Raw genomic sequence first — 1,400 nt, forward strand, 5'->3', positions numbered from 1 at the left:
GCCTGCAAGTAGTCCAGCGCGTTGTTCAGCGACGTGAAGCCGGCGTTCGCACCGCCTTGGGTGATGTGCACATCGGGGGGCGTGTCGCGGCTCCAAAGCGTCTTGGGTGACGGCGGACCGATTTCGAAGTATTCGACAATCTCGTTGCTCAAATATTCCTTGGCTTCGATCGGGTCAAGCCTTGGAGGTAGCGCGAACTCGATATGTATTCCCGCAAGCTCGCGCCAGTCCTTGGAGTTCTCGGGTTTTACGGTGTAGAAATAGTTCGCATTGGCGAAATAACGCGAACGCATTAACAGCAAAAACTTTCTCGCATACTTGTGATAGAAGCCTTTGAACGTCTCTTCGCCTTCGTTGCCGTACGCAATACCTGCTACCGATTGAACAGTAGTAAAGGACTTTGGTTCGGTGCGCACCATGTCATCATTCTTGTTCGGCGCGGTAAGCCCTTGCGCCCACAATAATTGCCATTCGGTCGGGTAATCCATACGTTGTAGTGGATTCAGCCAGATCAGGCCGACGACCTGAGCGAAGAATGGCCTCGCCGGTTCTTCTGCTGTTCGCGCAGCTTTGCCTGCAAGCTCCGGGGTGGGCGTGGCCTGTGCAGGACGCATCATGGACGTGGTGAACATAAACACCGCAAGGGCGGCCAAGGCAGGTAAGACTACGAATCGTTTCATCCAATCTCCTGTTTCCAGATGTACCGGATCGGGTTGTTCTACATACGCCATCAGCGTGGCGATGAGCACGGCGGCAAGCAGCCATACCGATATGGCGATGGCGATACGCCGCTGCCATGTAGCGATCAGCATCCTCATACGGCACCCCCGACCTTCAGATAAAGTTGGCCTTCACGTTCGTCCACGATCGCGTCGGGAATCGTGCCTTCGCTGGCCTTGGCGTGTACCCATTTGTGCATCGGCATTCGATCCAGATTTCCGGAGTCAAAGTACTTGGCGTACTTCTTGTTTGGGTTCGTATCGGGAATGCCGTCTCCCATCCGCCAATCCGCCTCAATGCGCAACGATTTGAGTTGCGCCTCTGTCAGATAGCACCGACCGACAGCAACGTCATACGCAAGCGCCTTCTCGGCATGCTCCGGATTGGTCATCGTCGTCGAGTGGTTGGTTGGGCTATTGGTCGCACTACGATCGAGCCAGTCGACAATCTGCTTGTCGCGCCATTCCTTGTAGCCTTCGGGTATTGCGCTCTTGCCGTCCTCGCCAATGACGTGGCCGTCGCGATCGAACCATTCGGTATTCAGCGTGCGACGCGCCTCCATCCGCATCAACGCGCTGTCCGGCTTCGGTTGCTGCCGTGCCTTGCGCAACGCTGTCATCGTTCTTTGCTTTGTACTGGTCGTAGGGATCGTCAGCTCGCTTGTCCGCATCGGCCTTGTT

General features: G+C 55.9%; 1 protein-coding gene and 1 pseudogene. Both read right to left on the minus strand.

Annotated features, from left to right (window positions below):
- Window positions 1–818 (minus strand): annotated as a pseudogene (locus DIE13_RS32460) (virulence factor); the annotation flags it as partial.
- The coding region (locus DIE13_RS32465; RefSeq protein WP_260435153.1) for a DUF3274 domain-containing protein at window positions 815–1,400 on the minus strand (586 nt) is incomplete at its 5' end. The pseudogene DIE13_RS32460 and the gene DIE13_RS32465, both read right to left, overlap by 4 nt.

It is taken from the genome of Burkholderia sp. Bp9016 (assembly GCF_003857765.1).
Taxonomy (GTDB): Bacteria; Pseudomonadota; Gammaproteobacteria; order Burkholderiales; family Burkholderiaceae; genus Burkholderia.